This window comes from Actinophytocola sp., from assembly GCF_035762905.1.
Lineage (GTDB): Bacteria > Actinomycetota > Actinomycetes > Mycobacteriales > Pseudonocardiaceae > DASYTH01.
The window spans coordinates 1-23425 of sequence record NZ_DASUCC010000036.1; the positions used below are offsets into that span (position 1 = coordinate 1).

Sequence of the window (23425 nt, forward strand, 5' to 3'; positions counted from 1 at the left end):
ATCCGAGCCACAGCCCCCGACAGACCCGGTGTCCGGGGGCTGTGGCGCGCCACGGCCGACGATCACCCGGTCCAACCGGCCCAACCATCCTCACCAGCGCCCCATGGCATGATCGACCCGCCTCGGCACCCCTGACAGCCGCACCGATCGCCACAGCGACGCGCCGGGACACAGGCTGACCTGTGACTTTGAATGTATGCCCGTTTGGCCCTTGCTCCAGTCCGGCGAGTCCCGGATTTCAGCACCCGAGTCCGCGGGTTCAGCACCCGAGTTCGCGGTTCCAGCACCCGAGTCGCGTGTTGCGGCAAGCGGGGGAAGCGTCGCGAGGGATGGGGTGCTCGAGGTGCGCATGGTGCCGGGGGCGGGTAGCCGGAACGGGTGCGGCGCAGGGCGGGCCCGGTTGATGCGGGCGGGTGGCGGATGGGCAAGCGGTGGATGGGCGTCCAGGGCCGGGCATCCGAGTTGTCCGGGCCGGAGCGGGTCCGGGGCCGCGGCGGCGGGTTCGTGCGAGCGAATGCGTCCGGCGCCGGTGGGTGCCCGAGGCTGGGCAGTGGGTGGGGGCGTTAGTGGTCGGTGGGGACGCGTAAGGGTTGGCCTGGCTGGATGGAGGAGTTGGGGAGGCCGTTGAGTTCGCGGATGCGTTCGACGACGGCGGTGCGGTCGGCCGAGGGGGCCATGCGTTCGGCGAGGTCGAGGAGGGACTCGCCGGGTTCGACGCGCACGACGGCGGTGCGGTCGGGGACGGTGGCGGGGCCGGCGTTGGACAGCATGGCCAGGCCCACGATCGCGAAGCAGGTGCAGACCGCAAGGGCGACCAGCGACGCCAACGGCACCGGGGAGCGGCGGTGGTCGCTGGAAACCGGGGGGAGGACACGCGGGGGCACGACGGGCACCGGGCGCCCTGGTGGGCGGGTGGGATCTCCGGCGCGGCGCGCGGGGGATGCGACCGACCGGTTCGCCGAGACGTCCACAACAGCCACGACAACCTCCTCCGACCTGCTCGAACACCTGACCGACGATCGAACACGGGTTCGATCGAACCTTCGTGCGAATGTCTACCACGCGCCACCGACAAAATCGAGAAACGCCCGGCGTGTCGTCGAACAGGTGTTTGATCTAGTCCCGACCGAGGGCTAGCGTCAAAACAGCAGACCAGCCCCGGGGACCGAGAGAGGAAAGCGCAGTGCCACGCAAACCTGGCGGAGTACCCAAAGGGATACCCAAGCGCAAGCCGTTGCGGGGAAACCTGCGCAGCTTCCCCGACGTCGAGCAGGCCGAGGCCGCCGAACTGCCGGACCGGCAACGCGAGGTGCTCGAGGTGATCCGCGCCTGGGTGGAGCGGTTCGGCTACCCACCCAGCGTCCGCGAGATCGGTGAGGCGGTCGGCCTCACCTCGACATCGTCGGTGTCCTACCAGCTCCGCGCCCTGGAACAAAAGGGATACCTGCGCCGCGACCCGAACCGGCCGCGGGCGATCGGCGTCCTCCCGCCCGACGCCGACCCCACCGAGCTGGTCGCCGCCGCGGTCGATCAGGCCGAGCCGGTCCGCCCGGTGCCCGCCTACGTTCCGGTCCTCGGCCGGATCGCCGCAGGCGGCCCGATCCTCGCCGAGGAGGCCATCGAGGATGTCTTCCCGCTGCCCAAGGAGCTCGTCGGCGACGGCGCGCTGTTCCTGCTCAAGGTGGCCGGCGACTCGATGATCGACGCCGCGATCGCCGACGGCGACTGGGTCGTGGTTCGCCAGCAGCCCACCGCCGACAACGGCGAGATCGTCGCCGCCATGATCGAGGGCGAAGCGACGGTGAAGACCTTCAAGCGCCGGGACGGCCACGTCTGGCTGCTCCCGCACAACGCCGCCTACGAGCCCATCCCCGGGGACGACGCCACCATCCTCGGCAAGGTGGTCGCGGTCCTGCGCCGCCTCTAGCGGGTCCGCCGGCGGCGGAGGAACAGCAGTGCGCCGCCGATGATCACCACGGTGAGCCCGATGGCGGGCAGGGTCGGCAGCCCGTCCTGGCCACCCGGCTCGTCGCTCGCACCGAGGTCGATGCCCCCGGCCGGCGGCGTGGCGGGCGTCTCGGGCTCGGGCGCCGGAGCGGGCGACGGCGCGATCAGCCCGGCCGCGCCGGCCACGGTCCGAATCGGCTGCCCGGTCCCCTCCGACGCCGACACCAGCGTCCCGTCCGGCTCGAACGCGATCGCCTCACCCTGCTGTTCGTTGGGCAGCGGCACCCGCACCGGCTCCTTGCCGAGCGCGGCCAGCAGGTCGCCGTCCGACACGGCATAGAGGTACGCGTCGGTGTAGGTGCGCAGCGCCACGGCCGACCCGTCCGGCATCGACGCGGCGCCGGTCACCAACACCGAGCCGACCAGCGGCGGCACCGGTCCGCCCTGGGTGTCGGTGCCGGTCATCCGGACCGCGCCGACCCGCTCGAGCGCCGTCGGACCCGGGCTGGCCAGCGTGCCCGCCGGGCGGTAGATCTCCGCGCTGCCCAACGGGTTCTTGGTGATCAGGTACGGCACGTTGTCCCGGTCCAGCAGCAGTGCCTCGGTGTCGTGCGGCCCGTCCGGATAGGTCAGCCGGTACAACGTGGTCTTCCCGGCCGGGGTCAGCGCGATCAGCGCCACCGTCTCGCGCTTCTTGTCGTTGTCCCCGGTGTCGGACAGCCAGAACGTCCCGTCCTGCGCCCTGGCCAGGTCCTCGACGTCGTACGGGTCGGTCGGGCCGCTGATCAGCCGCTCGACCACGCAGTCCCGGGTCAGCACGTACACCGTCGACTTGGTGCCGCCGTCGTTCACCGCGTACCACCGCTCGCCGTCGGCCACCAGACCGGACAGCTCGGCCACCCGCTTGTCGGTCAGCACGCACGCGTCGACCGGCGGGTTCGGGTCGGCGGACGCGGTCGCGCCGCCGAACCCGGCCAGCAGCCCCACCAGCAGAACTCCGACCACCGACGCACGCACGGCACCCACGGTAGCCGCAGCGCAGCGGGAACTCAGGCCGACGTGCCGTCCGCGGAGAAGTCGGCGAGCACCCCGGCGAGGTCCGGCTTGACCCTGGCCCGCAGCCGGGTGCCCTCCTCGGTGTGCCGCTCGGTGAGCACCTCGCCCTCCCGGTGCACCCGGGCCACCAGCTCGCCCCGCGCGTACGGAACCAGCACCTCGACCTCGCGCTCCGGCCGGGGCAACAGCTCGGCGACCCGCTCACGCAGCTCGTCGGTCCCGGCCCCGGTGTGCGCCGAGACGAACACCGCGCCGGGCAGCAGGTGACGCAGCCGGGCCAGCGACACCTCGTTCGCCGCGTCGATCTTGTTCACCACCATCAGCTCGGGCGGCATCGCCAGGTCGCGGCGCTTCTGGATGTCGCCGAGCACCTCGCGCACGGCGGACACCTGCCACTCCGGCATCACGTCCGAACCGTCCACCACGTGCACGATCAGGTCGGCGTCGGCCACCTCGTCCAGCGTGGACCGGAACGCCTCGACCAGCTGATGCGGCAGGTGCCGGACGAACCCGACGGTGTCGGTGAGCGTGTAGACCCGCCCGTCCGGCGTGGTCGACCTACGGGTGGTGGCGTCCAGGGTGGCGAACAGCGCGTCCTCGACCAGTACTCCGGCCCCGGTCATCGCGTTGAGCAGGCTGGACTTGCCGGCGTTGGTGTAGCCGGCGATCGCCACGCTCGGCACCGCGTTGGCCGTGCGCCGGCCGCGCTTGGTCTCCCGGACCACGGCCATCCCGCTGATCTCGCGGCGCAGCTTGGAGATCCGCGCCCGGATCCGCCGCCGGTCGGTCTCGATCTTGGTCTCACCGGGCCCGCGCAGACCCACCCCGCCGTTGCCGCCGCCGGCCCGGCCACCGGCCTGCCGGGACAGCGCCTCACCCCAACCACGCAGCCGGGGCAGCAGGTACTGCAGCTGGGCCAGCTCGACCTGGGCCTTGCCCTCCTTGGACCGGGCGTGCTGGGCGAAGATGTCCAGGATCAACGCGGTCCGGTCGATCACCTTGACCTTGAGCCGGGACTCCAGCTGGCGCAGCTGGCTCGGCGACAGCTCGCCGTCACAGATCACGGTGTCCGCGCCGGTCGCGGCCACCACGCCGGCCAGCTCGTCGACCTTGCCGCGGCCGACGTAGGTGGCCGGATCGGGCCGGTCCCGTCGCTGAATCAGACCCTCGAGCACCCGCGAGCCGGCGGTCTCGGCGAGCCGGGCCAGCTCGGCCAGCGACGCCTCGGACTGCTGCGCGCTGCCCTCGGTCCACACGCCCACCAGCACGACCTGCTCAAGGCGCAGTTGCCGGTACTCGACCTCGGTGATGTCGGCCAGTTCGGTGGACAGGCCGGCCACCCGGCGCAGTGCCGCCCGGTCGGAGAGCTCGAGTTCGCCGAGGGAGAGGTCAGCCGGTCGATACAGATCCTCTGTCACCTGGTGAACCCGTCCCTTCCTGTCCCGCAAACCCGACAAATCCATGGTCCCACGAATTCAGCGGTCCTATCGACCGAGTTATTCCGCGGGCCTGTCGGACCGGCCGACTACCGTTTGCCGCGTGGTGCTGCATGCGATCTGGTCGTCGGGAAACCGGCTGGCGCTCTGGGCGGAGGACGGCGAGCCCGCCGAGACCCTGGTGGAGCTGCTGGCCGCCTCGGCGGTCGACGGACTGGCGCACAAGGCCATCGTCGAGCCGCTGGACCTGCGGCTGCCCGGGGACGGAAGGCTCGAGCGGGTCCGGGTGCCGGTGGTGTCCTTCGACGTGGACGCGGCGCTGGGGGTGCTCGAGGTGCTGCGCGGCCGGCTGTCCCTGGAATATGACGACCGCGACGGTCCGGCACACGTTCCGCTCGGCGACTCGGTGCGATTCCTGGCCGAGCTGGCCGCGTTGGCCGCCGATTTCGTGGCCCGCAGGCGGGTGCTGCCGGCGATCGTGGACGAGCCCGGCGGGGCGGCGGCGCGGTGGATGCCGGCGCCTGCGGCCGCCGACCGGGACCGGCTGCGCGCCGTGGCCGCGGCCGCTCCCCCGGTACTGCGCGCCGAACGGGACGGCGACGTGCTGCTCGACGCGCTGACCGCGCTGACCGACGGGGTGGCCAGGTCCGCGCTCGAGGCGATGCGGCTCGGCCCGCCCGGCTCCTGGCTGGCCGGGCTCACCGGCCCGGACGCCGCGGTGGACGCGCCGGACGAGCTGCGTGCGGCGCTGGCGGCCTGGCGGGACTCGGCGACCGAGGCCTCCGACGAGATCCGGGTCTGCTTCCGGCTCGGGCAGCCGGACGAGGACGACGAGGACTGGCCGCTGGACTTCCTGGTCCAGGACGTGGCCGAGCCCAGCCTGGTGGTCGACACCGAGGAGATCTGGCGTTCGGCGGGCGGCACCACGCTGTTCGACCGGCACGTCGAGCGGCCACGGGAGGCGCTGCTGGCCGAGCTGGGCCGGGCCAGCCGGCTGTGGCCGGAGCTGGACGACGCGCTGCGCACGGCCGCGCCGGTGGGCCTGGTGCTGGACACCGTGCGGGCGCACCGGTTCCTGCGCGGTGCGGCACCGCTGCTGGCCCAGGCCGGGTTCGGCGTGCTGCTGCCGGCCACCTGGCAGGCCGGCGGGGTCGGCCTGAAGTTGACCGGGTCGAGCCCCGGCACCCCGGGCGTGGTGCAGCGCCGCAGCGCGGTCGGGTTCGACGCGCTGGTCGACTACCGGTGGCAGGTGGCGCTCGGCGAGCACGTGCTGACCAGGGCCGAGCTGGAGGAACTGGCCAGGGCGAAGGCGCCGCTGGTGCGGATGCGCGGCCAGTGGGTCGAGGTGGACCACATCCGGCTGCGCAAGGCGCTGGCGTTCGTCGACGGGACGGCCGGCGGCCAGCTGTCCCTGGCCGATCTGCTGCGGATCGGCGCCGGGCTGACCCCGCCGGCGATCGACCTGCCGGTGGTCGGCGTGGACGCCACCGGTTGGGTAGGCGACCTGCTCTCCGGTGAGCTGGACCGCCTGCTGGAGCCGGTCGCCGAGCCGGCCGGGCTGGCCGCGACGCTGCGGCCCTACCAGGTGCGCGGACTGTCCTGGCTGGCGTTCCTTTCCGGGTTGCGACTCGGCGGCGTGCTCGCCGACGACATGGGCCTCGGCAAGACCGTCCAGACCCTGGCGCTGCTGCTGCACGACCGGGGCGCCGGCCCGAACCTGCTGGTCTGCCCGATGTCGGTGGTCGGCAACTGGCAGCGCGAGGCCGCCCGGTTCGCCCCGGAGCTGTCCGTGCACGTGCACCACGGGTCGGGCCGGGCCCGGGACGAGCGGCCGCTGCACACCGCCGACCTGGTGATCACCACCTACGCGGTGGCCACGAAGGACGTCGGGCTGCTCGGCCGGGTGCGCTGGCGACGGGTGGTGCTCGACGAGGCGCAGAACATCAAGAACTCGGCCACCAAGCAGAGCGCCGCGGTGCGTGCGCTGCCGGCCGGGCAGCGGATCGCGCTGACCGGAACGCCGGTGGAGAACCGGCTCGCCGAGCTGTGGTCCATTGTGGACTTCGTCAACCCGGGCCTGCTCGGCCCGCTGGCCGAGTTCCGCGAGCGGTTCGCCGTCCCGATCGAGCGGCACGGCGACGAGGCGGCGGCCGGACAGCTGCGCCGGATCACCGGCCCGTTCCTGCTGCGCCGCCTGAAGACCGACCCGGCGATCAGCTCCGACCTGCCGGACAAGATCGAGATGAAGGTGCTGTGCAACCTCACCGCCGAGCAGGCCTCGCTGTATCAGGCGGTCGTCGACGACATGCTGGTCAAGATCGAGGGCAGCGAGGGGATCGAGCGCCGCGGCCTGGTGCTCGCCACGATGACCAAGCTCAAGCAGGTCTGCAACCACCCGGCGCACCTGCTCAAGGACGGCACCCGGCTGCCCGGCCGGTCCGGCAAGCTGGCCCGGCTCGAGGAGATCCTCGAGGAGGTACTGGCCGCCGGCGAGAAGGCGCTGTGCTTCACCCAGTTCACCGAGTTCGGCGCCATGCTCGAGCGGCACCTGGCCGTCCGGTTCGGCCGGGAGGTGTGCTTCCTGCACGGCGGCACGCCCAAGCGGCGGCGCGACGCGATGGTCGCCGAGTTCCAGGCCGACGGCGGTCCGCCGGTGTTCCTGCTCTCGCTCAAGGCCGGCGGCACCGGGCTGAACCTGACCGCGGCCAACCACGTCATCCATGTCGACCGGTGGTGGAACCCGGCGGTGGAGGACCAGGCGACCGACCGGGCGTTCCGGATCGGCCAGCGCCGCGACGTGCAGGTACGCAAGTTCGTCTCGGTGGGCACGCTGGAGGAGCGGATCGACGAGATGATCGAGCAGAAGAAGTCGCTGTCCCGGATGACCGTCGGCACCGGCGAGAACTGGCTCACCGAGCTGTCCACCGAGGAGCTGCGCGAGGTCATCGCCCTGTCCACCGACGCGGTATCGGAGTGACGCCATGCCCTTCTGGGACGACCCCGACTACGCGAAGTCCGGCCCGATCCGGGTGGAGAACGGGATCCGGGCGCGCAGCCGGCGCGGCGACATCGGCGACTCGTGGTGGTCGCGGCGGTTCCTGGACGTGCTGGAGTCGCTCGAGCTCGGCGGGCGGCTGGCGCGCGGCCGCTCCTACGCCCGGTCCGGCCAGGTGCTCTCGCTCGAGGTGAGCGCCGGCGCGGTCACCGCGGTGGTGCAGGGCTCCCGGCCGCGGCCGTACCGGGTGCGGATCGGCCTCGCGGTGCTCACCGCCCGGCAGTGGACCCGGGTCGAGCGCGCCCTGGCCGAGCAGGTCATCTTCGGCGCCAAGCTGTTGGCCGGTGAGCTGCCACCGGACCTGGAGCAGGTGTTCGCCGGGCTGAAGATCGCGCTGTTCCCGCGCCGGCCCGGCGACCTGGCCATGACCTGCAGCTGCCCGGACGACTCGGTGGCCTGCAAGCACATCGCGGCCGCGCTGTACCTGCTGGCCGAGGCGTTCGACGCCGACCCGTTCCTGGTGCTCGCCTGGCGCGGGCGAGACCGGACCACGCTGCTCGCCAACCTCCGCCTGCTGTCCACGGCCGACCAGAGCCGGCCGCGCCGGTCCCCGCTGGACGAGCTGCGCGGGCCGCACGCCGACGTGGCGGAGCGCGTGTCGGACTTCTACGCCTGCCAGGGCCGGCTCACCCGGCTCCAGCCGCACCCGGCCGACATCGTGGTTCCGGACGCGGTGCTGCTGGAACGGGACCCGTTACCGCTCGAGGTCGACGGCGTCGCGGTCGTGGACCTGCTCCGCCCGGCCTACCTGGCCATGGCCGGCGGTGCCGAGACCGTGCCACCAGGCTGAGTCCAGCTCCCCGCGGGCGACGAACACTGCCGGACCGGTGAGCGTGCTGTCCCCGTCCTCGACGGTGACCCGGACCGGCCCACCGAGGGTGTGCACGGTGACCGCGCCGGTGGACTCGCCGCGCAGGTGCAGCACGGCGGCGGCGACCGCGACCGTGCCGGTGCCGCACGATCGGGTCTCGCCGACGCCGCGCTCGTGCACCCGCATCCGGACCTCGCCGCCCGCGCCGGGCACCGCGAACTCCACGTTGACCCCGTTCGGGAACAGGGCGTGGTCGAATCCCGGTTGGACGGTCAGGTCGAGCCGGTCCAGCCCGCCGTCGAGCAGGCACACCAGGTGCGGGTTGCCGACATCCACCGCCACGCCGGGATGTTCGCTGCCGGACACCGACGCCAGGGACGGGCCCAGCACGGTGACGGGTCCCATGTGGACGATCAGCTGACCGTCCGGGTGCACCCGCACCGGGCGGGCGCCGGCCCGGCTGCCGACGGTGAACCCGCTGCCCCGCTCCAGTCCGGACTCGACCAGGTACCGGGCGAACAACCGAACCCCGTTGCCGCACATCTCGGCGACCGAGCCGTCGGCGTTGCGGTAGTCCATGAACCAGACATCGTCGTCCACATCGGACGGTGCGTCCTCGACCGCCTTGGCCGGGACCACCCGAAGCACCCCGTCGGCACCGAGCCCGCGGGCGCGGTCGCACAGCGCCCGGACCCGGGCCGGGGTCAGGTCGAGGGTCGCGTCGGGGTCGGGGAGCACGATGAAGTCGTTCTCCGTGCCGTGCCCCTTCAGGAACGGTATGCCCACCCCGCCAGCCTACGGTCGGGCCAGCCGCTCGGCCGCGCCGGCCAGGTCCGGGCGGGTGCCGTCCAGCCAGGTGATCCGCTGGTCGCGGCGGAACCAGGAGCGTTGCCGGCGGACGAACCGGCGGGTGGCCCGTGCGGTCCGTTCGGCCGCCGCGGCCAGGTCGTACTCGCCGTCGAACGCGGCCAGCACCTGCTGGTAGCCCAGCGCGCGGGCGGCGGTGCGGCCCTCGCGCAGGCCCCGGCGCTCCAACTCGCGGACCTCGTCCACCAACCCGGTGCCGAACATCCGCTCGACCCGGGCGTCCACCCGTGCGTCCAGCTCTGTTGACTCCACATCGATGCCGAGCAGGACGGTGTCGTAGCGGGCCGGGCCCGGACGCGGCAGGGTGGCCGAGTACGGCCGGCCGGTCAGCTCGATGACCTCCAGCGCCCGCACGATCCGGCGGCCGTTGCTGGGCAGGATGGCCAGGGCGGCCGCCGGGTCGCGCTCGGCCAGTCGGGCATGCAGGGCCTCGGCGCCGACCGTGGTCAGCTCGGCTTCCAGCCGGGTGCGCAGCCCGGGATCGGTGCCCGGGAAGTCCAGCTCGTCCAGCACCGCCTGCAGGTAGAGCCCGGAGCCGCCGACCAGCACCGGCACCCGGGCCCGGGCCAGCAGCGCCTCGATCGTCGCCCGGGCGTCGCGCTGGTAGGCGGCCACCGTCGCGCTCTGCCGCACGTCCAGCACGTCCAGCAGATGATGCGGCACGCCGCGGCGCTCGGCCACGGTGATCTTGGCGGTGCCGATGTCCATGCCCAGGTAGAGCTGCATGGCGTCGGCGTTGATCACCTCGCCGCCCAGCCGCTCGGCCAGTTCGACGGCCAGCGCGGACTTCCCGGTGGCGGTGGGGCCGACGATCGCGACCGGTCTCACCGGGGATCCCAGACCGCGACGTGGTAGGCCACGCCGAACGGGATCATCAGCCGGCTGTGCGTGCACTGCCAGATCCGGCCGTCCTTGGCCACCACACCGGACAGTATCTGCCAGGCCGCCCGCCCGACCGCACCCAGCGTTTCGGCCAGCCCCGGGTCCAGGTCCAGCAGCGCCGCCGGGTCGGCCGCGGCCAGCGCCCGGCTCACCCGCTCGTCGAACCCGGAGGCCCGCTCGTCCGGCCGGCCGACCGCCCGGTCCCCGTGCCGGTGCGACCCGTCCCCGATGACCAGCAACCCGACCGGCTCATCGGTGTCCAGCCCGGCGACCAGCCGCTCGCCCAGCCCGCGGCAGTCGGCGGCGGGCAGGTCCGGCCGGACCATCCACACGCGAACCTCGTCCGCGCCGGCCGCCCCGCGCAGCCACCCGGCGATCAGCGCCGGCAGCGGCAGCGCCGGGTCGGGATCCGCCGCCGCCCGCGCCGCGAGCCGGACCCGGACGTCGACGCCGTAGCCGCGGAACGTGCCCGCCGCGTGTGGACCGACCACAGTGGGTCCGTCCACGACCGCCGGATCGACCGCGACGGCGACCCAGCGCCGGGCGGCGTCGGCGAGCCGGGTGACCGCGGCCAGACACTCCGCGCGCACCCGCGCGGCGTCCGGATCCACGCCGGCAACGAGTTCGGGTACCAGCAACGGGGGCTGCGGCACCACCGCGACACGGGCGATCATGAGCGTCGAATGTACCGAGTGGCCGATTGTGAGCAGTCAACTACGTTGACGCTACGGGCTCGTTGGGTGACAGGGCGCGACCATCAGGGGTGTTTGCGGCCTTTGGAGTACCCAGTCGCGTCACAACCTGTTTGAATGCGCGCGGGGGACCAACAGTTTCCAGAAGCCGCGGTTTGGCCCCGCGCAGCGGGGCGCTCGCAAGACGAAGCGGGCTATGGGCGGGAGGAGCGGGGTCATGACGGACAGCGAATCGGGCCGGGAGTTCGGTCCGAACGCGGCCATCACGGCGGACAGCACCGAAACCACAACCGAGACCGAGAACACCAACGGCGTCGCGCACACCGAGATTCCGGCCGAGCCGGCGACCACTCCGGCCGAGCCGGCCGCCACTCCGGCCGAGCCGGCCGCCACGCCGGCCGCGCTGGCGCACGGTCCGGTGGATGTCGCGGCCCCGGGCGAACCGGTCGCTGCGCCGGCCGCCGAACCGGTCGTCGCACCGGCCGCCGAACCGGTCGAACTCAAGGCACCACCGCCGGTAGCCGAGGCGTCACTGCATCCGGAACGCTGGGGCCGGGTAGCCGACGACGGCACCGTCTTCGTGCGCATCGCGGACGGGGAGCGGGCGGTCGGCTCCTGGCAGGCCGGCACCCCGGAGGAGGGTCTCGCACATTTTGCCCGCCGGTTCGACGACATCCGCACCGAGGTCGAGCTGCTCGAGGCCCGGCTGGTGTCCGGGTCGGGCGATCCCAAGCACACCGTGAGCAGCGCCAAGCACGTCAAGGAGAGCCTGGCCGACGCGGCGGTGGTCGGCGATCTGGCCGCATTGGACGCTCGGGTCGACTATGTGCTGGCCCGGGCCGGGCAGGCGCTCGAGGTGGCAAAGCACGCCCGCGAGGAGGCCAGAGCGCGGGCGGTGGCGCGTAAGCAGGAGCTGGTCGACGAGGCCGAGCGGATCGCCGAGGAGTCCACCCAGTGGAAGAGCGCCGGTGACCGGCTGCGGGCGATCCTCGACGAGTGGAAGACGATCAAGGGCGTCGACCGCAAGACCGACGACGTCCTGTGGAAGCGGTTCTCCAAGGCGCGGGACACGTTCAACCGGCGGCGCGGCTCGCACTTCGCCGACCTGGACCGGCAGCGTGCCACCGCGAAGGAGCGCAAGCAGGCGCTCGTCGAGGAGGCCGAGTCGCTGTCCGACTCGGACGACTGGGGCCCGACGGCCAGCCGCTACAAGGACCTGATGACCGAGTGGAAGGCGGCCGGGCGCGCGCCCAAGGACGCCGACGACGCGCTCTGGCAGCAGTTCCGGGCCGCCCAGGACAAGTTCTTCAGCCGGCGCTCGGCGGTGTTCAACGAGCGCGACGCCGAACTGACCGACAACGCCCGCCGCAAGGAGGAGCTGCTCGCCGAGGCCGAGAAGATCAACCCGGCCGGTGACCTGGACGCGGCCCGCGCTCACCTGCACCGGATCCAGGAGCGCTGGGAGCAGATCGGCAAGGTCCCCCGGGAGCGCATCCGGGAGCTGGAGGGCAAGCTCCGCGCAGTCGAGGAGAAGGTACGCTCGGCGGCCGACGCGCAGTGGCGCCGGACCGACCCGGAGGCCCAGGCCCGGGCCGCCCAGTTCCGCGAGCGGGTGGAGCAGTTCGAGGCCCAGGCCGCCAAGGCCCGCGCCGCCGGCGACAAACGCCGCGCGGAACAGGCCGAGGCGCAGGCCGCCCAATGGCGGGAATGGCTGGCCGCGGCCGAGAACGCGGTGGCCAGCCGCTGACCGAACCGGCAACTCCTCGGCCCGGACCCGGGGACTCGCCGTACCGCGACCGGGGACTCGCCGGGATCAGGATCGGGACCAGGCCGTGCGGAACCAGAGCACGGCGATGGTAACCGTGGCGACCACGGCGATGATCAGGCCGATGCCCGGGCCCTGACCGCCGCCGGACTGGCGCGACCAGATCGCGAGCACGCCGGTGACCGTGGCGAACCAGCCGCCGAGGGCGCACACCCAGGTCAGCCGCCACCGGCGGGTCATCAGTGCGAGCGCGGAGGCGAGGACGCCGAAAGTGAGCGATGCGCCGGCGAACAACCGCGGCACCATGCTGGCCTTGCCGGTCGCGCCGCCCTGACCGACCAGCACCTGGAGGCCGTTGGCGCCGTCCATCCACGGCAGGATCTCGCCGACCAGCAGCACGAACACGGCGATCGCGATGACCAGCCCGCGCATGCCCAGCTCGACCGTGCGCACCGTGGTCCGCTCGACCTCGTCGATCTCCTCGCGCAGCCCGGCCAGCTCCGGCGACTCGTTCTCGCTCAACGGTTCACCACCTCGCAAGCTCGGTGCTGTCCCGGTGCGGCACCGATGGATTGGCTCGCAAGCCCGCTCATCGGACCGGTGCCCCGAACGCCGGCATGCCGAGGCCGACGCCCGCGGTCCGCGGCCGGATCCCGGCCTCGAAGTGATCCCCGGCCCGGGTGCGGCGGTGCCCGACCATGGGACCGTCGGCGACCAGGTGATGCGGTGCGCCGTAGGTGATCGTCACGTCCACCACGTCCCCGGGCCGCACCGCCTCGGTGCCGGGAACGAAGTGCACCAGCCGGCCGTCCCGGGCCCGCCCGCTCATCCGGTTCGTGTCCGCGTCCTTGCGCCCCTCGCCGGTGGAGACCAGCACCTCGACGGTCCGCCCGACCAGCTCGCGGTTGAGCTCCCAGGCCACCTCGTCCTGCACCGCGACCAGCCGGTCGAACCGCTCCTGCACGACCTCCTTGGGCACCTGGCCGTCCAGTGCGGCAGCCGGCGTGCCGGGCCGCTTGGAGTACTGGAACGTGAACGCGCTGGTGAACCGGGCCGCCCGCACCACGTCCAGGGTCGCGGCGAAGTCCTCCTCGGTCTCCCCCGGAAAGCCCACGATGACGTCGGTGGTGATCGCGGCGGCCGGCATCGCGGCCCGCACCTTGTCCAGGATCCCCAGGTAACGGCCCGAGCGGTAGGACCGGCGCATCGCGGCCAGCACCCGGTCCGAGCCGGACTGCAGCGGCATGTGCAGCTGGTGGCAGACATTGGGCGTCTCGGCCATCGCGGCGATCACGTCGTCGGTGAAGTCCTTCGGGTGCGGCGAGGTGAACCGGACCCGCTCCAGCCCGTCGATGCCGCCGCAGGCGCGCAGCAGCTTGCCGAACGCGTACCGGTCGCCGAACTCGACGCCGTAGGAGTTCACGTTCTGTCCGAGCAGCGTCACCTCGAGTACACCGTCGGCCACCAACGCCTCGACCTCGGCGAGGATCTCCCCCGGCCGGCGGTCCTTCTCCTTGCCCCGCAACGAGGGCACGATGCAGAAGGTGCAGGTGTTGTTGCATCCGACCGAGATCGACACCCAGCCGGAGTGCGCGGAGTCCCGCCGGGCCGGCAGCGTCGACGGGAACACCTCGAGCGCCTCGAGGATCTCCACCTCGGCCCGCCGGTTGTGCCGGGCCCGGTCGAGCAGCACCGGCAGCGACCCGATGTTGTGCGTGCCGAACACCACGTCCACCCAGGGCGCGCGGCGCACGATCTCGCCCCGGTCCTTCTGCGCCAGGCAGCCGCCGACGGCGATCTGCATCCCGGGGTTGGCGGTCTTCGCCGGCCGCAGGTGGCCAAGGTTGCCGTACAGCCGGTTGTCCGCGTTCTCCCGGACCGCGCACGTGTTGAACACCACGACGTCGGGTGTCCGACCGGCTTCGACCGGCACGTAGCCGGCGTCCTCGAGCAGCCCGGACAGCCGCTCGGAGTCGTGGACGTTCATCTGGCACCCGTAGGTGCGGACCTGGTAAGTACGCGCGTTCATCTCAGTCGTCGAGCGTACGCTGCGGGTTTCCGTGACTGAGTTGAGACCTTACGTGTTGAACAACCTGGGCGAAACAGACATCGGGGCGGGGTAGGTTCCGCGAATACGACCCGACTAGTCTCGTCGCGCCTGGATGGACGCGCTCATGGAGGCCAGATGACCGCAGCGACCGACGTGCCACCCATGATCAACATGGTCGGGGTGAACAAGTTCTTCGGACCGCTGCATGTGCTGAAGGACATCGACCTCGAGGTGCCGCGCGGCCAGGTCGTGGTCGTGATCGGGCCGTCCGGGTCGGGCAAGTCGACGCTGTGCCGGGCGATCAACCGGCTGGAGCCGATCAACTCCGGGACCATCGAGGTGGACGGCCGGCCGCTGCCGGCGGAAGGCCGGGACCTGGCCCGGCTGCGCGCGGACGTGGGCATGGTGTTCCAGTCGTTCAACCTGTTCGCGCACAAGACGATCATCGAAAACGTGCTGCTCGCGCCGGTGAAGGTGCGCAGGGAGTCGACCTCGGACGCGCGGCGCAACGCCATGGAGCTGCTGGACCGGGTCGGCATCGCCAACCAGGCGCAGAAGCACCCCGCCCAGCTCTCCGGCGGCCAGCAGCAGCGGGCCGCGATCGCCCGCGCGCTGGCCATGCGACCCAAGGTGATGCTGTTCGACGAGCCCACCTCGGCGCTGGACCCGGAGATGATCAAAGAGGTGCTGGACGTGATGGTCAGCCTCGCCAAGGACGGCATGACCATGCTGGTGGTCACGCACGAGATGGGGTTCGCGCGCAATGCCGCGCAGCGCGTGGTGTTCATGTCCGACGGCGAGATCGTCGAGGACACCACGCCCAACGAGTTCTTCACGGCGCCGAAGTCCAACCGGGCGAAGGACTTCCTCGGCAAGATCTTGACCCACTGATTCGATGGAGAGATCGGCCGTGCGCGGCCGACGAGACGAAGGAGCTCACACAATGCGACTCCGGGGCCTCATGGTTGGCGCCGTAACCGCTCTGGTTCTCCCTCTGGCCGCCTGCGGCGGCTCGGACGGCGGAGACAGCACGAACCCGCCGGCCAACGAGGCCGCGTCGTTCGAGGCGGGCACCACCATGGAGAAACTGAACAAGGCGGGCGCCGTCAAGATCGGCACCAAGTTCGACCAGCCGCTGTTCGGCCTGAAGGGGCTGGACGGCAAGCCGGTCGGTTTCGACGTGGAGATCGCGAAGATCATCGCGGCCAAGCTGGGCATCTCCGCCGACAAGATCGAATGGGTGGAGACCCCGTCCAAGGTCCGCGAGGAGGTCATCGAGCAGGGCAAGGTGGACTTCGTGGTGGCCACCTACACCATCAACGACGCGCGCAAGCAGCGCATCTCGTTCGCCGGGCCGTACTACGAGGCCGGCCAGGACCTGATGGTGAAGAAGGACAACTCCGCGATCACCGGGCCCGACTCGCTCAAGAGCGCCAACGCCAAGGTGTGCTCGGTGACCGGCTCGACCCCGTCGGAGAACATCAAGAAGTACATCGACCCGGCCAACCTGGTGCTGTTCGACGTGTACTCCAAGTGCGCGGACGCGCTGCGCACCGGCCAGGTCGACGTCGTCACCACCGACAACGTGATCCTGCTCGGCCTGGTCGACGCCAGTAAGGGCGAGTTCAAGCTGGTCGGCAAGCCGTTCACCAAGGAGCCGTACGGCATCGGCGTGACGAAGGGCGACACCAAGTTCTGCGAGTTCATCCACGAGACCCTCGAGGAGGCCTCCGGCAACGGCGGCTACGAGAAGGCCTGGAAGGACACCGCCGGCAAGGTCGCGCCGGACACGCCGAAGCTGCCGACCCTGGCCACCTGCAGCTGATCCAATCCACCCACCTTCGGGGCGCCCGCCACACCTGTGCGCGGGCGCCCCGGCGTTCACCGGGTTCGGAGGCTATGTGGGCGTCATCATCGACAACATCGGCCTGTACTGGAACGGGTTCCTGACCACGCTGCGGATCTGCGTGTTCGCCATGGTCGGTTCGCTGATTCTGGGCACGCTGATCGCGGCTTGCCGCGTCTCCCCGATACCGCCGCTGCGCTGGTTCGGCACCTCGTGGGTCAACGTCTTCCGCAACTGCCCGCTGACCGTGGTGCTGTTCTTCTGCGCGTTCGGGCTGCCGGAGATCGGGATCAACGGCGCGTACTTCGTGTTCGGCGTGCTCGGGCTGGTGCTCTACACCTCGGCGTTCGTGTGCGAGGCGGTGCGCAGCGGCATCAACGCGGTACCGGCCGGCCAGGCCGAGGCCGCCCGCGCGGTGGGGCTGACGTTCGGCCAGTCGCTGTCGCTGATCATCCTGCCGCAGGCGCTGCGCACCGTGGTGCCGCCGCTGGGCAGCGTGATCATCGCGATGATCAAGAACTCGGCGATCGCCGGTGCGTTCGGCGTCGGCGGTGACCTGTTCGACGTCGGTGAGGTGCTCACCTCGGCCCGCGGCGAGGCGGCGCTACCGGTGCTGACCGGTGTGGCGCTCGGCTACCTCGCGATCACGATTCCCGCCGGGCTGCTGCTCGGCGTGCTGGAGCGGAAGGTGGCGATCGCCCGATGAGCGAGCTTGCGAGCGAATCGATCAGCACCGCACCGCGGCAGCACCGAGCTTGCGAGGTGACGGTTCGATGAGCGCCTCGGTCCTCTACGACGCGCTGGGCCCGCGGGCCAAGCGCCGGGTCGCGGTGGGCAGCATCATCGCCGTGATCGGCGCCATCGCGGTGCTGGCGCTGGTCACCGTCCAGCTGGAGGAGCAGGGCCAGTTCGAGCAGGAGAAGTGGGCGCCGCTGATCGACCCCTCCGACGAGCGGTTCCCGCTGGTGTGGGACCTGATGTTCGAGGCGCTCGGCAACACCCTGATCGCGGCGGCCTGGGCCATGCTGTTCTCGCTGATCATCGGAACCCTGCTTGCGGTCACCCGGGTGACCGCGGCGCGCTGGTACCGCTGGGCGGTGGTCGGCGTGATCGAGTTCCTGCGCGGCATTCCCGTGGTCATCGCGATCTTCTTCGCCGCCCGGGTGCTGCCCGAGGCCGGGGTGGACCTGGAACCGCTGTGGTTCCTGGTGATCGGCCTCACCGCGTACAACTCGGTGATCATCGCCGAGATCGTCCGGGCGGGGATCAACTCGCTGCCGGCCGGACAGCGCGAGGCGGGCGAGTCGCTGGGCATGACCCGCTGGCAGGTGCTGTACCTGATCCTGCTGCCGCAGGCGTTCCGGATCATGCTGCCGGCGCTGATCAGCCAGCTGGTGGTGGTGCTGAAGGACACCTCGCTCGGGTTCATCATCTCCTACCCGGAGCTGGTCCGGACCGCCGGATTCATCGTGCAGAACCTGCAGAACCCGATCCAGACCTACCTGATCGTCGCGGTCATCTTCATCCTGATCAACTACGCGCTGAGCCGCCTGGCGATCTTCGTCGAGCGCCGGCTGAGCCGCGGCCGGAAGGCGGCCGTACCGGAGGCACAGCCGATGGCCGCGACCACGGTGACCGGAGCGGGGGCCGGGGTCGGCGCATGACAACCTGCGTTGTCCACATTTTGGGGGCGTCATATCGCCGTTGACCCGTTACAGTAACCGGTCTATGGGCGATACCCCGATACGTTGGCCCATCGGGGTGACGCATGAGAGGCGCCCTCATGACTGATAGTGACATCCGACGCCGTTCTGACGACAACTCCTGGCAGCGGTCCGACCTGAGAACCGGCGGCCGCTACGCCGGCCGCAACTACTACGACCGCAAGCTGACCGAACCGGGCGAGGATCTGCCCACCCCGGCGCCGCCGGGTGCCGCCGGCCGGGCCATCCGGGTGATCGGCCTGGTGCTGCTGTTCGCCGGCATCGCCGGTTGGCTGTGGCTGCTGCTGGCACTGGTCAGCTCGTTCGGCGACGGAATCCTGCCGGACGACCCGTTCGGCACCCGGGTGACCGGCGTTCCGCTCGGCTCCGGCGGATTCATCCTGATCCTGGTCGGCGGCGCGCTGGCGGCGATCGGCCACTGGATGGACCGCGCCGCCCGCCGGGTGACCTGGGTGGACGTCGACCCCGACTGATCGGTTCAGCCCCGGGCGTACCGGGTGCGCTGTTCGGCGCGGTTGCCGCAGCGCTCCATGGAGCACCAGCGCCGGTGTCCGGGTCGGGACTGCTCGACGGCGTCCCGGGCGATCGCCGACTGGTTCGCCGGTCGTGCGGGCCGAGGTCGACGTCGGTGGCTTCCGTGCCTACGCTCGCAACGCCGATCTCGACGAGCTGCGGGCCACCGAACCGAACCGGCTGGTCCGGCTGCTGCCCGCGTTCCAGTACGTGATCGCGGTCAACCGGGCGCTGATCCCGGCCGAGCACCGGGCGCGGGTCGGCCGCACCGCCGGCTGGATCTCCCCGGTCGTGCTCTCCGGCGGGCGGATCGCCGGGGTGTGGACCGCCGAGCACGGCCGGGTCCGGGTCGAGCCGTTCGAGGACATCCCGGCGCGGGCGCTCGCCGCCGAGATCGACGGGATCGGTCTGGCGTCCTGATCAGCGGCGGAACAGCTTGTTGCCCAGCCAGATGATCGGGTCGTAGCGCTTGTCCGCGACCCGCTCCTTCATCGGAATCAGGGCGTTGTCGGTGATCTTGATGTGTTCCGGGCAGACCTCGGTGCAGCACTTGGTGATGTTGCAGTAACCCAGCCCGTGCTCCGCCTGCGCGTCCGGCACCCGGTCGGCGGTGTCCAGCGGATGCATGTCCAGCTCGGCGATCCGCATCAGGTAGCGCGGCCCGGCGAAGGCCTCCTTGTTCTCCTCGTGGTCCCGGATCACGTGGCAGGTGTTCTGGCACAGGAAGCACTCGATGCACTTGCGGAACTCCTGCGAGCGCTCGACATCCACCTGCTGCATCCGGTACTCGCCCGGCTTGAGGTCCGGCGGCGGCGTGAACGACGGGATCTCCCGCGCCTTCTGGTAGTTGAACGACACGTCGGTCACCAGGTCGCGGATCACCGGGAAGGTCCGAATCGGCGTGACGGTGATGACCTCGTTCTCGTCGAAGATCGACATCCGGGTCATGCACAGCAGCCGCGGCATGCCGTTGATCTCCGCCGAGCACGAGCCGCACTTGCCCGCCTTGCAGTTCCAGCGCACCGCGAGATCGGGCGCCTGGGTGGCCTGCAGCCGGTGGATGATGTCCAGCACGACCTCGCCCTCGTTGACCTCGACGGTGAAGTCGTGCAGTTCTCCGGAGTCGGCGTCGCCGCGCCACACCCGGAACTCCGCCTTGTAACCCATCTCAGCTCTTCTTCTCTCGCGGGTAGGAGGCCAGCTCCGAATCGGTGTAGTACTTCTCCAGTTCGGACCGCTCGAACAGCTCGAGCAGATCGGGCCGCATCGGCTGCTGCGGCTCCTCGGTGATTGTGACGCCCGGGACCACCGGGTCGTCGCCGGCCGTCCGGCAGACCAGCAGCTTGTTGCGCCAGCCGGCATCCATCTCCGGGTAGTCGTCCCGGGTGTGCCCGCCGCGACTTTCCTGGCGGGCCAGCGCCGCCTTGGCCACGCACTCGCTCACCATCAACATGTTGCGCATGTCGATGGCCAGGTGCCAGCCCGGGTTGAACTGCCGGTGGCCCTCCACCAGCACGTTGCGCATCCGCCGCTTGAGCTCGGCCAGCTTGTCCAGCGCCTGCTCGATCTCCTCGGCCTTGCGGATGATGCCCACCAGGTCGTTCATCGACTGCTGCAGCTCGCTGTGCAGCGTGTACGGGTTCTCCGCCTGCGTTCCGTTCACCGGCGGGTCGAACGGCGCCACCGCCAGTCGCGCCGCGGCGTCCACATCGGACTCATTGATCTTCGGCCGGGACTCCAGCGATTCCACATAGGACGCCGCGCCCAGCCCGGCCCGGCGGCCGAACACGATCAGGTCGGACAGCGAGTTTCCGCCCAGCCGGTTGGAACCGTGCATGCCGCCGGAGCACTCACCGGCCGCGAAGAGTCCGGCCACCACGGAGGATCCGGTGTCCGGGTCCACCTCGACCCCGCCCATCACGTAGTGACAGGTCGGCCCGACCTCCATCGGCTCCTTGGTGATGTCGACGTCGGCCAACTCCTTGAACTGGTGGTACATCGACGGGAGTCGGCGCTTGATCTCCTCCGCCGGCAGCCGGCTGGCGATGTCCAGGAACACCCCGCCGTGCGGCGAACCCCGGTCGGCCTTGACCTCTGAGTTGATCGCCCTGGCCACCTCGTCGCGGGGCAGCAGGTCCGGGGTGCGCCGGTTGTTGTCCGGGTCGGTGTACCAACGGTCGGCCTCGTCCGGCGCCTCGGCGTACTGGCCCTTGAAGACCTGCGGGATGTACTCGAACATGAACCGCTTGTCGTCGGAGTTCTTCAGCACTCCCCCGTCGCCGCGCACACCCTCGGTGACCAGGATGCCCTTCACGCTCGGCGGCCAGACCATACCGGTCGGGTGGAACTGCACGAACTCCATGTTGATCAGCGTCGCGCCTGCGCGCAGGGCCAGCGCGTGGCCGTCTCCGGTGTACTCCCACGAGTTCGAGGTCACCTTGAACGACTTGCCGATGCCGCCGGTGGCCAGCACCACGGCCGGAGCCTCGAACAGGATGAACCGGCCGGTCTCGCGCCAGTAGCCGAATGCGCCGGAGATCGCGTCCCCGTCTTTGAGCAGCTCGGTGATCGTGCACTCGGCGAACACCTTGATCTTCGCCTCGTAGTCGCCGTGCTCCTTGAAGTCCTCCTGCTGCAAGGACACGATCTTCTGCTGCATGGTCCGGATCAGCTCGAGACCGGTCCGGTCGCCGACGTGGGCCAACCGAGGATAGGTGTGGCCGCCGAAGTTGCGCTGGCTGATCCGGCCGTCCTTGGTGCGGTCGAACAGTGCGCCGTAGGTCTCCAGCTCCCAGACCCGCTCCGGCGCCTCCTTCGCGTGCAACTCGGCCATCCGCCAGTTGTTCAGGAACTTGCCGCCGCGCATGGTGTCGCGGAAGTGCACCTGCCAGTTGTCGTTGGCGTTGGCGTTGCCCATCGCGGCCGCGCAGCCGCCCTCGGCCATCACCGTGTGCGCCTTGCCGAACAGCGACTTGCACACCACGGCGACGCTGTGCCCGCGCTGGCGCGCCTCGATCACCGCGCGGAGACCGGCGCCGCCGGCACCGATCACCACGACGTCGTAGGCGTGCCGCTCAACCTCAATCATGGGTTCCTTCTTAGTTGACGAAGCGCAGATCGGAGATCCACCCGGCGGACACCGCCATGATGTACGCGTCGGTGAGGATCACGGTGAACAGCGAGATCATCGCGAACTGGCCGTGCCGGCCGTTCAGCTTGGACACGAACACCCAGTAGCGGTACCGCATCGGGTGCTTGGAGAAGTGCTTGAGCTTGCCACCGACGATGTGCCGGCAGGCGTGGCAGGACAGCGTGTAACCCCACAGCATCACCAGGTTGATCCAGATGATCACGGTGCCGAGGCCGAAGCCGAAGCCGCCGTCCGGGCCGGTGAAGGCCAGGATCGCGTCGTAGACGTTGATCAGTCCGAAGAGCACCGCGCCGTAGAAGAAGTACCGGTGCAGGTTCAGCAGCACCAGGGGGAAGCGGCTCTCGCCGGTGTACTTGCCGTGCGGTTCGGGCACCGCGCAGGCGGCCGGGGCGAGGAAGAACGAGCGATAGCCGGCCTTGCGGTAGTAGTAGCAGGTGCCCCGGAAGCCGGCCAGAATCACGAACGTGAGCACGGCGATCGGGATGAATACCGGCATCTCCGGCAGCGGGGTGCCGAAATGGCTGGAGCCGGGCACGCACGAGTCGCTGATGCACGGTGAGTACACCGGCGTCAGGTAGTGGTACTGGTCGACCCAGTAGTACTCGTTCATGAAGATCCGCACCGTGGCGTAGATGATGAAGAACGCCAGGACCGCTCCGGTCGTCAGCGGCGCTCGCCACCACGAGTCGGTGCGGAGGGTGCGCGCGGCGATGCGCGCGCGGCCATGGGCGTTGACGCCTGCGGTCATCGTGTCCTCGTATTCCAGCTCAGGCCTGCAACGTGCTGATTCAACACCGTAACCTTTGGTAACCGCCGCCGACTGTGCCCTTCCGGTACCGCTAGGACAAGTACCACACGCCGAGATGCCCCCCGTAAGTGCCCTATTCGTGGTGTGATCGTCGCCCTATAGGGGTGGGCGTGTCGTGACAACCATGCGGCGCGTACTCATGATCCGGGGTCGGCCTTGCTCCCCGTTCCCCGCCCCCACCCCACCCGACTCGCCCTCACCCCGGCTCGGCGAGCCCCACCCCCGGCTCGGCGAGTCCCCACGCCCAGCCATTGACTTGCCGCCTCCAGCCAGCGAGTCGCCGATTCGAGCCACCGAGTCCTCATCCCCAGCAACCGAACCGCCAATTCCAGCAAGCGAACCGCCGATTCCGAGCCGTCGAGTTGCCGACTCCAGTTACCGAGCCGCCGGTTCCAGCCCCTCGAGTCCCCGGTGCTCCGGCCGAGAACTCGGGGTGCCCAGGCTGGCGACTCGGGTACCCGGGGCCGGCTACTCACCTGCTCGAAGCCGCAACTCAGATGCTGCAGCTGGCGGGTCACGGGCTCACCGGCACCGGCACCGGCACCGGCACCGGCACCGGCCGAGAACACGAGTGCCACGGTCGCCTCGCAATGGACCCCGGCGGCACCACGGGTACTGCAGTGGGGGCCACCGGCACCGGTCCGGAACTCGGGGCCCGGGAGCCGGCGACTCGATGGATCCCGACGGTGACTCGGGTGCTGGAGGCGAGCACTCACCGAACCTCGGGCAGGCCCTCGCGAGCCAGCGGCGGCTCGGTGGCTGGCGGTGGAAGTCGCGGGTTGGGGGAACGCGACCTGTGCAGGGGCGGGGCGGAGGGTGGGG

At 70.9% G+C, this 23425-nt stretch carries 22 protein-coding genes; 10 read left to right on the forward strand and 12 right to left on the reverse strand.

The features are described from left to right. Nucleotides 1-563 precede the first annotated feature (563 nt). Complete coding sequence (locus VFV67_RS06610; RefSeq protein WP_326468040.1) at nucleotides 564-884, reverse strand: LysM peptidoglycan-binding domain-containing protein; 321 nt, start codon at nucleotides 882-884, stop codon at nucleotides 564-566. 362 nt (nucleotides 885-1246) lie between these two features. Here VFV67_RS06610 and lexA point away from each other — a divergent pair, with 362 nt between their 5' ends. Continuing rightward, nucleotides 1247-1927 (forward strand): transcriptional repressor LexA, encoded by a 681-nt coding sequence (lexA, locus tag VFV67_RS06615; RefSeq protein WP_326468068.1) that lies wholly within the window; start codon nucleotides 1247-1249, stop codon nucleotides 1925-1927. Here lexA and VFV67_RS06620 read toward each other — a convergent pair. Continuing rightward, on the reverse strand, nucleotides 1924-2964 hold the full coding sequence (locus VFV67_RS06620; protein WP_326468042.1) for an LPXTG cell wall anchor domain-containing protein: 1041 nt from the start codon (nucleotides 2962-2964) through the stop codon (nucleotides 1924-1926). The two genes, lexA and VFV67_RS06620, sit on opposite strands and share 4 nt — an antisense overlap. Nucleotides 2965-2996: 32 nt before the next feature. Then, entirely contained in the window at nucleotides 2997-4421 is a 1425-nt protein-coding gene (hflX, locus tag VFV67_RS06625) for a GTPase HflX (protein ID WP_326468044.1), read from the reverse strand. 121 nt (nucleotides 4422-4542) lie between these two features. On the opposite strand from hflX, the gene VFV67_RS06630 reads away from it, so the two are divergent. After that, nucleotides 4543-7416, forward strand: coding sequence for a DEAD/DEAH box helicase (locus VFV67_RS06630; protein WP_326468045.1), 2874 nt, complete (start codon nucleotides 4543-4545; stop codon nucleotides 7414-7416). A 4-nt stretch (nucleotides 7417-7420) separates the two neighbouring features. Next, the gene (locus VFV67_RS06635; protein WP_326468046.1) at nucleotides 7421-8284 is read left to right on the forward strand and encodes an SWIM zinc finger family protein; all 864 of its coding nucleotides are present in this window, start codon (nucleotides 7421-7423) and stop codon (nucleotides 8282-8284) included. On the opposite strand, the gene dapF is transcribed toward VFV67_RS06635, so the two are convergent. Genes dapF through VFV67_RS06650 form a run of 3 tightly spaced genes read right to left on the reverse strand, consistent with a single transcriptional unit; the run spans nucleotide 8189 to nucleotide 10728 of the window. Then, nucleotides 8189-9091 (reverse strand): diaminopimelate epimerase, encoded by a 903-nt coding sequence (gene dapF, locus VFV67_RS06640; protein WP_326468047.1) that lies wholly within the window; start codon nucleotides 9089-9091, stop codon nucleotides 8189-8191. The two genes, VFV67_RS06635 and dapF, sit on opposite strands and share 96 nt — an antisense overlap. A 9-nt stretch (nucleotides 9092-9100) precedes the next feature. Beyond that, nucleotides 9101-10000 carry a tRNA (adenosine(37)-N6)-dimethylallyltransferase MiaA gene (gene miaA, locus VFV67_RS06645; RefSeq protein WP_326468048.1) on the reverse strand — a complete coding sequence of 300 codons (900 nt, stop codon included), beginning with the start codon at nucleotides 9998-10000 and terminating at the stop codon, nucleotides 9101-9103. Then, nucleotides 9997-10728, reverse strand: coding sequence for a hypothetical protein (locus tag VFV67_RS06650; RefSeq protein WP_326468049.1), 732 nt, complete (start codon nucleotides 10726-10728; stop codon nucleotides 9997-9999). Before VFV67_RS06650 ends, miaA begins: the two co-directional genes overlap by 4 nt. Before the next feature lie 235 nt (nucleotides 10729-10963). Here VFV67_RS06650 and VFV67_RS06655 point away from each other — a divergent pair, with 235 nt between their 5' ends. Further along, the gene (locus VFV67_RS06655) at nucleotides 10964-12493 is read left to right on the forward strand and encodes a DUF349 domain-containing protein (protein WP_326468051.1); all 1530 of its coding nucleotides are present in this window, start codon (nucleotides 10964-10966) and stop codon (nucleotides 12491-12493) included. A 66-nt stretch (nucleotides 12494-12559) separates the two neighbouring features. Here VFV67_RS06655 and VFV67_RS06660 read toward each other — a convergent pair whose 3' ends face one another. After that, the gene (locus tag VFV67_RS06660; RefSeq protein ID WP_326468053.1) at nucleotides 12560-13033 is read right to left on the reverse strand and encodes a hypothetical protein; all 474 of its coding nucleotides are present in this window, start codon (nucleotides 13031-13033) and stop codon (nucleotides 12560-12562) included. 67 nt (nucleotides 13034-13100) lie between these two features. Continuing rightward, nucleotides 13101-14540, reverse strand: coding sequence for a tRNA (N6-isopentenyl adenosine(37)-C2)-methylthiotransferase MiaB (miaB, locus tag VFV67_RS06665; RefSeq protein ID WP_326468054.1), 1440 nt, complete (start codon nucleotides 14538-14540; stop codon nucleotides 13101-13103). Between the two features lie 183 nt (nucleotides 14541-14723). Here miaB and VFV67_RS06670 point away from each other — a divergent pair, with 183 nt between their 5' ends. From VFV67_RS06670 to VFV67_RS06690, 5 genes are all read left to right on the forward strand, one after another. Next, nucleotides 14724-15452 (forward strand): amino acid ABC transporter ATP-binding protein, encoded by a 729-nt coding sequence (locus tag VFV67_RS06670; protein ID WP_326468070.1) that lies wholly within the window; start codon nucleotides 14724-14726, stop codon nucleotides 15450-15452. A 52-nt stretch (nucleotides 15453-15504) separates the two neighbouring features. Next, complete coding sequence (locus tag VFV67_RS06675; protein ID WP_326468055.1) at nucleotides 15505-16386, forward strand: glutamate ABC transporter substrate-binding protein; 882 nt, start codon at nucleotides 15505-15507, stop codon at nucleotides 16384-16386. Between the two features lie 76 nt (nucleotides 16387-16462). Then, nucleotides 16463-17113: an amino acid ABC transporter permease gene (locus VFV67_RS06680; protein ID WP_326468056.1), complete on the forward strand. Its 651-nt coding sequence runs from the start codon at nucleotides 16463-16465 to the stop codon at nucleotides 17111-17113. 67 nt (nucleotides 17114-17180) lie between these two features. Then, the gene (locus VFV67_RS06685) at nucleotides 17181-18071 is read left to right on the forward strand and encodes an amino acid ABC transporter permease (RefSeq protein WP_326468058.1); all 891 of its coding nucleotides are present in this window, start codon (nucleotides 17181-17183) and stop codon (nucleotides 18069-18071) included. 119 nt (nucleotides 18072-18190) lie between these two features. Further along, nucleotides 18191-18604: a hypothetical protein gene (locus VFV67_RS06690; RefSeq protein ID WP_326468060.1), complete on the forward strand. Its 414-nt coding sequence runs from the start codon at nucleotides 18191-18193 to the stop codon at nucleotides 18602-18604. A 5-nt stretch (nucleotides 18605-18609) separates the two neighbouring features. On the opposite strand, the gene VFV67_RS06695 is transcribed toward VFV67_RS06690, so the two are convergent. Then, nucleotides 18610-18717: a CGNR zinc finger domain-containing protein gene (locus VFV67_RS06695; protein WP_326468071.1), complete on the reverse strand. Its 108-nt coding sequence runs from the start codon at nucleotides 18715-18717 to the stop codon at nucleotides 18610-18612. Nucleotides 18718-18737: 20 nt separating this feature from the next. On the opposite strand from VFV67_RS06695, the gene VFV67_RS06700 reads away from it, so the two are divergent. Next, nucleotides 18738-19064: a DNA glycosylase AlkZ-like family protein gene (locus VFV67_RS06700; protein WP_326468062.1), complete on the forward strand. Its 327-nt coding sequence runs from the start codon at nucleotides 18738-18740 to the stop codon at nucleotides 19062-19064. Here VFV67_RS06700 and VFV67_RS06705 read toward each other — a convergent pair whose 3' ends face one another. The 3 genes from VFV67_RS06705 to VFV67_RS06715 are packed head-to-tail and all read right to left on the reverse strand — an operon-like array spanning nucleotide 19065 to nucleotide 22543. Continuing rightward, a complete protein-coding gene (locus VFV67_RS06705) occupies nucleotides 19065-19811 on the reverse strand; it encodes a succinate dehydrogenase/fumarate reductase iron-sulfur subunit (RefSeq protein WP_326468064.1) in 747 nt (248 codons plus the stop codon). Nucleotide 19812: 1 nt separating this feature from the next. Further along, nucleotides 19813-21732, reverse strand: coding sequence for a fumarate reductase/succinate dehydrogenase flavoprotein subunit (locus VFV67_RS06710; RefSeq protein ID WP_326468065.1), 1920 nt, complete (start codon nucleotides 21730-21732; stop codon nucleotides 19813-19815). Nucleotides 21733-21742: 10 nt separating this feature from the next. Further along, nucleotides 21743-22543 (reverse strand): hypothetical protein, encoded by an 801-nt coding sequence (locus tag VFV67_RS06715; RefSeq protein WP_326468066.1) that lies wholly within the window; start codon nucleotides 22541-22543, stop codon nucleotides 21743-21745. Between the last annotated feature and the right edge of the window lie 882 nt (nucleotides 22544-23425).

Bases quoted from the DNA above. Each gene is read 5' to 3' on its own strand.
- VFV67_RS06635 (WP_326468046.1), top strand. From the start codon at position 7,421: ATGCCCTTCTGGGACGACCCCGACTACGCGAAGTCCGGCCCGATCCGG.
- VFV67_RS06650 (WP_326468049.1), bottom strand. From the start codon at position 10,728: ATGATCGCCCGTGTCGCGGTGGTGCCGCAGCCCCCGTTGCTGGTACCC.
- VFV67_RS06655 (WP_326468051.1), top strand. From the start codon at position 10,964: ATGACGGACAGCGAATCGGGCCGGGAGTTCGGTCCGAACGCGGCCATC.
- miaB (WP_326468054.1), bottom strand. From the start codon at position 14,540: ATGAACGCGCGTACTTACCAGGTCCGCACCTACGGGTGCCAGATGAAC.
- VFV67_RS06670 (WP_326468070.1), top strand. From the start codon at position 14,724: ATGATCAACATGGTCGGGGTGAACAAGTTCTTCGGACCGCTGCATGTG.
- VFV67_RS06675 (WP_326468055.1), top strand. From the start codon at position 15,505: ATGCGACTCCGGGGCCTCATGGTTGGCGCCGTAACCGCTCTGGTTCTC.
- VFV67_RS06685 (WP_326468058.1), top strand. From the start codon at position 17,181: ATGAGCGCCTCGGTCCTCTACGACGCGCTGGGCCCGCGGGCCAAGCGC.
- VFV67_RS06690 (WP_326468060.1), top strand. From the start codon at position 18,191: ATGACTGATAGTGACATCCGACGCCGTTCTGACGACAACTCCTGGCAG.
- VFV67_RS06705 (WP_326468064.1), bottom strand. From the start codon at position 19,811: ATGGGTTACAAGGCGGAGTTCCGGGTGTGGCGCGGCGACGCCGACTCC.
- VFV67_RS06710 (WP_326468065.1), bottom strand. From the start codon at position 21,732: ATGATTGAGGTTGAGCGGCACGCCTACGACGTCGTGGTGATCGGTGCC.
- VFV67_RS06715 (WP_326468066.1), bottom strand. From the start codon at position 22,543: ATGACCGCAGGCGTCAACGCCCATGGCCGCGCGCGCATCGCCGCGCGC.